Source organism: Candidatus Nitrospira nitrosa (assembly GCF_001458735.1).
GTDB classification, from domain to species: Bacteria; Nitrospirota; Nitrospiria; order Nitrospirales; family Nitrospiraceae; genus Nitrospira_D; species Nitrospira_D nitrosa.
Map to the genome: position 1 here is coordinate 1 of NZ_CZQA01000003.1, position 6693 is coordinate 6693.

The 6693-nt window shown below is 56.0% G+C and carries 6 protein-coding genes; 2 read left to right on the plus strand and 4 right to left on the minus strand.

The annotated features are described in order from the left end of the window. Nucleotides 1-111 precede the first annotated feature (111 nt). Nucleotides 112-792 (plus strand): IS30 family transposase, encoded by a 681-nt coding sequence (locus COMA1_RS08640; protein WP_141654274.1) that lies wholly within the window; start codon nt 112-114, stop codon nt 790-792. Between the two features lie 324 nt (nt 793-1116). Here COMA1_RS08640 and COMA1_RS08645 read toward each other — a convergent pair whose 3' ends face one another. Continuing rightward, nucleotides 1117-1797 carry a HEAT repeat domain-containing protein gene (locus COMA1_RS08645; protein ID WP_141654275.1) on the minus strand — a complete coding sequence of 227 codons (681 nt, stop codon included), beginning with the start codon at nt 1795-1797 and terminating at the stop codon, nt 1117-1119. A gap of 242 nt (nt 1798-2039) precedes the next feature. Here COMA1_RS08645 and COMA1_RS08650 point away from each other — a divergent pair, with 242 nt between their 5' ends. Further along, nucleotides 2040-2426 carry a type II toxin-antitoxin system VapC family toxin gene (locus COMA1_RS08650; protein WP_090746987.1) on the plus strand — a complete coding sequence of 129 codons (387 nt, stop codon included), beginning with the start codon at nt 2040-2042 and terminating at the stop codon, nt 2424-2426. A gap of 236 nt (nt 2427-2662) precedes the next feature. On the opposite strand, the gene COMA1_RS08655 is transcribed toward COMA1_RS08650, so the two are convergent. From COMA1_RS08655 to purH, 3 genes are all read right to left on the minus strand, one after another. Beyond that, on the minus strand, nt 2663-3109 hold the full coding sequence (locus COMA1_RS08655; protein WP_090746991.1) for a DUF3450 domain-containing protein: 447 nt from the start codon (nt 3107-3109) through the stop codon (nt 2663-2665). A 255-nt stretch (nt 3110-3364) separates the two neighbouring features. Then, nucleotides 3365-4639 (minus strand): phosphoribosylamine--glycine ligase, encoded by a 1275-nt coding sequence (gene purD / locus COMA1_RS08660; RefSeq protein WP_090746994.1) that lies wholly within the window; start codon nt 4637-4639, stop codon nt 3365-3367. Between the two features lie 157 nt (nt 4640-4796). Continuing rightward, the gene (gene purH, locus COMA1_RS08665) at nt 4797-6350 is read right to left on the minus strand and encodes a bifunctional phosphoribosylaminoimidazolecarboxamide formyltransferase/IMP cyclohydrolase (protein ID WP_090746997.1); all 1554 of its coding nucleotides are present in this window, start codon (nt 6348-6350) and stop codon (nt 4797-4799) included. Between the last annotated feature and the right edge of the window lie 343 nt (nt 6351-6693).

Below are 6693 nucleotides of genomic sequence, written 5' to 3' on the forward strand. Positions count from 1 at the left end.
AACCGCCAGCGACGGCATTCCCGGCTGGGGAATCGCTCGCCCGCGGCATTTGCCCAACGGTGGGCCCGTCAACAGTCGGCGGCGTGAGACTGTCATTCATGGCGTCCACTCTTGACAACCGGGGTCACCATGCGAGTAAGCCATCAAACGCTCTATCAGTGGATTGCGCAGGATCGCACCAGTGGTGGCAGATGGTATCGCTGTCTTCGGCAGTTCCGTCGTCAGCGCCGCAAGCGCTATGGGAGCGGGCCGCGCACCCCTCGTTTCACCGGTCGAGTCAGTCTGGCAGAGCGCCCCGCTATCGTGGCCCGTCGTGGCCGGTTTGGGGATTGGGAAGGGGATACCGTAGTGGGACGAGGCCACTCGGCGGCGGTCGCCACCCATGTGGAGCGGAGGAGTCGCGTTCTACTTGCGGCGACAGTCCCGCGCCGCACCGCTGCCGTTGTGACCCAGGCGACCCACCGTCTGTTTCGATCCCTCCCGACACAACTCCTGAAAACCCTCACGGTCGATAATGGCAGTGAGTGGGGAGCGTTCCAAGATCTCCAACGTGTCTTGCCCCTACGTGTGTACTTCGCGGCTCCCTATGCGGCCTGGGAACGCGGGACCAACGAGAATACCAATGGGTTGTTGCGGGACTATTTCCCTAAACACACGGACTTTTCCCGCGTCCCGCCCGCACACCTTGCGAACGTTGTCCGGTCCCTCAATAATAGACCCCGGAAATGTCTGGCCTATCGAACACCAGCGGAAGTGCTCCGCGCTCGCTTTGGTGTTGCGCTTCGGATTTGAATTCAAGCTCCGTTTATACACAAATTAGGGTCAGATCTTGAATCGTGCATCATTCTCACCTGCAGCATCTCCCGTGACATAGTGCAGGCATCTCACTGAGCTACTGTACGTGAAGTCGCTGAGTCCGCCAACAGGTCTCCAGGAATTTGTTGAACATCATCGACACCGTAAGGCGAGCCGACGTTGGAGTTGGTTCGAACTGGCTCCGAGCAGCAAGTAGCAGTAAGAACTGTGTCAGGGTCTCGAATGCACAGTTCAAGATCTGACCCTGTTACTGCTGCAAGCGCGTGCTGGTGAGATTGCAATGAGGATCAGAGTACGGTTTCACGGAGAGATGGGTCTTTGGCCACGATTTCGCTGCGCTGTACCACTTGTAACAAGTCTCTTTTCAAGTTCCTTCAATGTCTCCGTGTACAATTCGCGTGCATCCAGATCGGCTTCATGAGCAAGAGCTTTTCGCAGTAGGCCCACAGATTTCTTAGTCCCGTTCAAGCCGAGGGAACTAGCTGCGCCCATTCGCACTCTCTTGTTTTTATCTAGCAGTAGGCGTTCAAGCTCTCGCACAGTAGCTGCATCCACTTTTATGAGATAAAAGGCTTCGGCTGCTGTCGCACGCACATCATCATTCGCATCTCGCAGCCGTCGAGCGATTGGCGTAACCACACGGGCTAAGGTTGATTGCTTCAAATAGAGAATACTTGCTTCCCGAACATTTGGATCGGGATCATCCAGCAGAGGTATAACCGCCGTGACAAGCTGACCAAAGGACTCTGGACTGCCTCCTTCAAGGCACTCCTTGTCCTCTTCTTGACAGCTTAGCAATTGGCCAAGCGCAGCTCTTCTAATATCAGCTCTTTCATCCTTAAACGCCCCCAGATAGTCAGCTAACTTGCTAAATGGAAACCCCGATTGTGGAAAACAGAAGAGCAAGATGAGTAGGACAATTCCGATTGAGATTAAGTTAATACTTGATGAAGGTATTTGTTTCATTTTGGCAATCGTCACAAATTAGGGTCACACAAATTAGGGTCAGATCTTGTATCGTGCATCGCCATTACCAGGAGCAACTATCCTCTGCCATGGTGCAGGCATCTCACTGAGCTACTGTACGTGAAGTCGCTGAGTCCGCCAACAGGTCTCCAGGAATTTGCTGGACATCATCGACTCCGTAAGGCGAGCCGACGTTGGAGTTGGTTCGAACTGGCTCCGAGCGGCAAGTAGCAGTAAGAACTGCGTCAGGGTCTCAAATGCACATTGCAAGATCTGACCCTACTTTCTTTGCTCGAGCGGTCCTGACCACACTCTTCGAGGCACTCGACCACGGAAAGTTGACGGCCGTCACGAGTGAACTCACGCTCGCAGAAGTGTTGGTCAAACCGCTGCTGGACCACCATACCGAGCGGCAAGCCGCGTATCTCCACGCCCTACAACCATCCACCTCCTTGCAGATCGTTCCCGTCAGCCGGGACATCCTCATCGCCGCGGCGCACCTGCGGGCCAACGCGCACCTCAAGTTGCCCGACGCCATTCACGCCGCCACGGCGCAACAGACCAGCTGTGATCAGTTTCTCACCAACGATGCCCGCATTCCCGCCCTGCCAGGCCTGGTCATCCTACGGCTATCCGACCTCTAGCCCAACACGCGAGCTGATCGACACGGCGTCTCAGGCTCTTGGCAGACGGAAGGAGTTCCCTGCGCCGATGGGGGCTACACCTGCTGGGACCCGTCATTAACGCACCGAGCCTGGACCAGCCGCAGTGAAACGATGGTTGGTCTCCAAATGAGCGTGCCGACTCGAACACCTCGGCCGGTTGCCGAAGGCCAAGCAGGCGTTCTGCAGCACGATGCTGAAAACCGTGCTGCATCAAGCTATCGCACTCCGATGGATCGTGGAGCAGGATGCTTACTTCCTGAAGATTTCGGCGCACCCTTGGACGGAGATGTCGCAGGTGATTTGGAGGAACCTTTGCGGGTCGATGCCTTCGGACTCATCGCCTTCATTGCTTTGATGCGTACCGCTTCCAACTGACTCTGTAACCCACTGATGATGACGCCTTTCTCTCGATTGACTCGGCTCAGATCATCCATCTGTCCCTGGAGTTCCTGCTTCACTCTGGTCAAGTCAACCACTTGAGCCTGCAGTTGCGTTTTCTCCATCGTCAGCGTTTGAATTTCGGCACGTAATTGTTCGATCTCATCCTGCAGCGTCGGCGGCCAGTAGTCACAGCCCACCAGGCTCATCGCCACCCCCACACAGACAACTGCGCCGACAAACCGCTGCGGGTGATGAAGCATGTTGGTCTCCCCTTTCGTCATAGGTGTCTCTCGCTCACGGCCCTACGTACAGCGTCCGAGGTGGAGGGCAAATACTTTCGTAATGGCTAAAGGAGGATATTCTAGCAGATTGGACGATCGCCTACCGAAGGTGATTGACCCTGGCTATTCGTACCTAGGAGAACCCAAGCGGACCCCTCTTCAGTCCACGGGGATCGCCCAGCACTTGAAATGTCGCTCTGGATGAGCTGTGATCAGTAGGAGAAATATGGCAGAGACATGGTCCGCGAATTCACCCTACCCACGAAGCGCGCGGTGGGCAATGTCGGTTCGGAAGTGACAGCCTTCGAAGGAAATCGTATTCACGACTCGATAGGCCTCACGTTGAGCCTCGGAGAGTGTTGAGCCCAGCCCAAGCACACCAAGCACACGCCCCCCCGCTGTGATAATGTCCTTGTCCCGTAGCGCAGTGCCGGCATGAAACACAACGGAAGCCGAGGAAGCGGCAGCGGTCGCGGGAAGTCCGGCAATCACCATTCCCTGCTGATACGAACCGGGATAGCCTCCGGAGGTCATCACCACGCATACCGCAGCCTCTCGAGACCATTCGACCGGTAGTTGCTCAAGCCGATGGTCGATCACCGCGTCGATCACATCAAGTAAATCCGTCTTCAGCAAAGGCAGCACGACCTGCGTTTCGGGATCGCCCATCCGAGCATTGAACTCCAGCACATAGGGAATCCCCTTCACAATCATGAGGCCAGCATAGAGCACGCCTTGAAACGGCGAACCAATACGGGCCATGGCATCGATCATCGGCTGCAATACTTCATGGAGCACTTGATCTCTAAGGGAAGCTGTCCCAAGCGGAGCCGGACAGTAGGCCCCCATCCCGCCTGTATTCAGTCCGGCGTCTCCATTCCCCACTCGCTTATGATCTTGTGCCGGCGGCATTGGGACAATGGTCTTGCCGTCAGTAAACGCCATGATCGTCAGTTCTTCACCATCCAGAAACTGTTCGATCAAAACCTGCTTTCCGGCCAGCCCAAAGACCTCCGTCTCCATGCAATCACGAACCGCTTGTTTTGCCTGCTCGTGAGTCGTGGCAATAATGACGCCTTTCCCTTGCGCCAACCCATCCGCCTTGATGACGACCGGTACGTCATGCCGCTCAAGATAGGCCATCGCATCCGCAGCCTTTTCGAAACTCCTGGCCTGGGCGGTGCGAATCTTGGCCTGTGCCATCACATCTTTTGAAAAGATCTTGCTGGCCTCCAATCGAGCAGCCTGCTTGGTTGGGCCAAACACTCTGAGCTTGGCCTTGCGGAATTCATCAACGATTCCCAAAGCCAGTGGCACCTCAGGCCCTACGACCGTCAGGTCGATTTGTTCATGAGTGACAAACTGCTTCAGTCCTGAAAGATCGTCCGCCTTGATCGGTACGCACGTCGCCAATGAGGCAATACCTGCATTGCCGGGAGCACAATATACGATCGGTTTCCGTGGGCTCTGCGCGAGCTTCCACACCATCGCGTGCTCACGCCCTCCGCTGCCGACGACAAGCACCTTCATAATGGTTCCTTAGAATAGAGAACGGTTACCGTGGAGGATGTTCAAAACGAGTCGCCAGCAAGGCCGCAGCAAGCGAAGTGCCGAGGCGTACAGTGGTGGGTACGTTGAGGCGCTTTGCGATGCGAGAACGCCGCTGGCGGCCGTTTTCAACATCCGACTAGTGGCGGAAGTGGCGCATGCCCGTAAGAATCATCGCCATTCCATGTTCATCCGCAGCCTTGACGACTTCCGCGTCTCGAATCGATCCACCAGGTTGAATGACGGCGGTAATTCCCACTTCAGCGGCCGCATCGAGACCATCGCGGAAAGGAAAGAATGCATCCGAGGCCATCACACATCCCTTCACCGGCATTTGTGCTTTCATGGCGGCCAACTTCACGGAATCGACACGGCTCATCTGCCCGGCTCCAATCCCCACTGTCTGGCCTGGCTTCGCGTAGATGATGGCGTTCGATTTCACGTGTTTACAGACGATCCACGCAAACGCGCAGGCGGCATACTCCTCGTCCGTCGGTTTACGGAGCGTCGGCACCGTCAGTGCGCGAAGATCCGGCAAGACGCCAAGATCGCGATCCTGCACGATGAGCCCACCGACGAGTTTCTTGAGATCGAATCCTTCCTGCTTGACCTTCGCCAAGGGGCCGATATCCAACAACCGTAGATCCTTCTTGCGCTTCAACTCAGCGAGTGCATCGTCGGCAAACCCCGGAGCGATGACCACCTCAACGAATGTGGACGTAATTTCTTTTGCCGTAGCCAAATCCACAATACGGTTAAACGCCAGCACGCCTCCAAACGCCGAGACCGGATCGGTCTCGCGGGCCTTCACATAGGCCTCCACCGGTGTGGCTCCCAGTGCGACGCCGCATGGATTGTTGTGTTTAATGATGGCGACGGCAGTCTCATGATATTCCTTCACCAATTCGAGGGCAGAGTTGGCATCCAGGAAGTTGTTGTACGACATCGCCTTCCCATGCAGAATCTTCCCTCGCGACACGGATGGTTCGTGGCTGTTGAGTTCCCGGTAAAATGCGCCCTGCTGATGGGGGTTTTCGCCATAGCGGAGCGTTTCGCTCAGCTCAAACTGCAGCGACAACACTTGGGGGAACTTCACCTCTCCGCCTTTCGTCTGCTTTTCCAAGTAGCCGGCGATCAACCCATCGTAGCGCGCAGTATGTTGAAAGACCTTCATCGCCAGTTCACGACGAAGTGCCGGTGTCGCGGTATCGGCCTTCAGCGCATCCAGCACCCGGGAATAATCGGCGGGATCAACCACAACCAGCACATCGTCGTGATTCTTAGCGGCTGAGCGCAACATAGACGGCCCACCGATGTCGATATTTTCAATGGCGTCCTCAAACCGGCAATCAGGCTTGGCAATGGTGGCTTCAAAGGGGTAGAGATTGACGATCACGACATCAATCGGACCGATCCCATGTTGATTCATCTGTTCAATATGGGCCGGGAGGGAACGCCGACCCAGTAGGCCTCCATGGATCTTGGGATGTAAGGTTTTCACCCGCCCATCAAGAATCTCCGGAGAGCCGGTATAGGCAGCCACATCCGTGACGTTCACCCCGGCATCGCGAAGTGCCTTCGACGTTCCTCCGGTCGACAAAATTTGGGCCCCAAGTGCTTCCAGCCCCTTGGCCATCTCGACGACTCCAGTCTTATCCGAAACACTGATCAACGCCCGCTTGATGCCGGCCATATGAATACTCCTTAAAGAATCATGTGCAATGTAGGAAGAGATCCGTCGGCTGTGAAAGGTGGCGAAGGATAGCAAATGGGTGGGGTAAGTTCAAGACAACAGGGGCTCCGCTTCGCATGCGCAAACACATCACGTCGTTCGGTGTCCGTCGACAGTCGACTCGGTGTTCTCCTCGCAGGGCATGTTGTGCTCGATCATGGCGTGCGGGCAACAACTTGAGGTAAGCTCGAAAAAGTGGACGCCTTCAACCTAGAATGAGAGGGCTGGAGGTGTGAGATGGAACAGGTCCCGCGACAGCAGTATACGAAGGAGTTCCGAGAGCAGGCCGTGCGGCTAGTCCTGG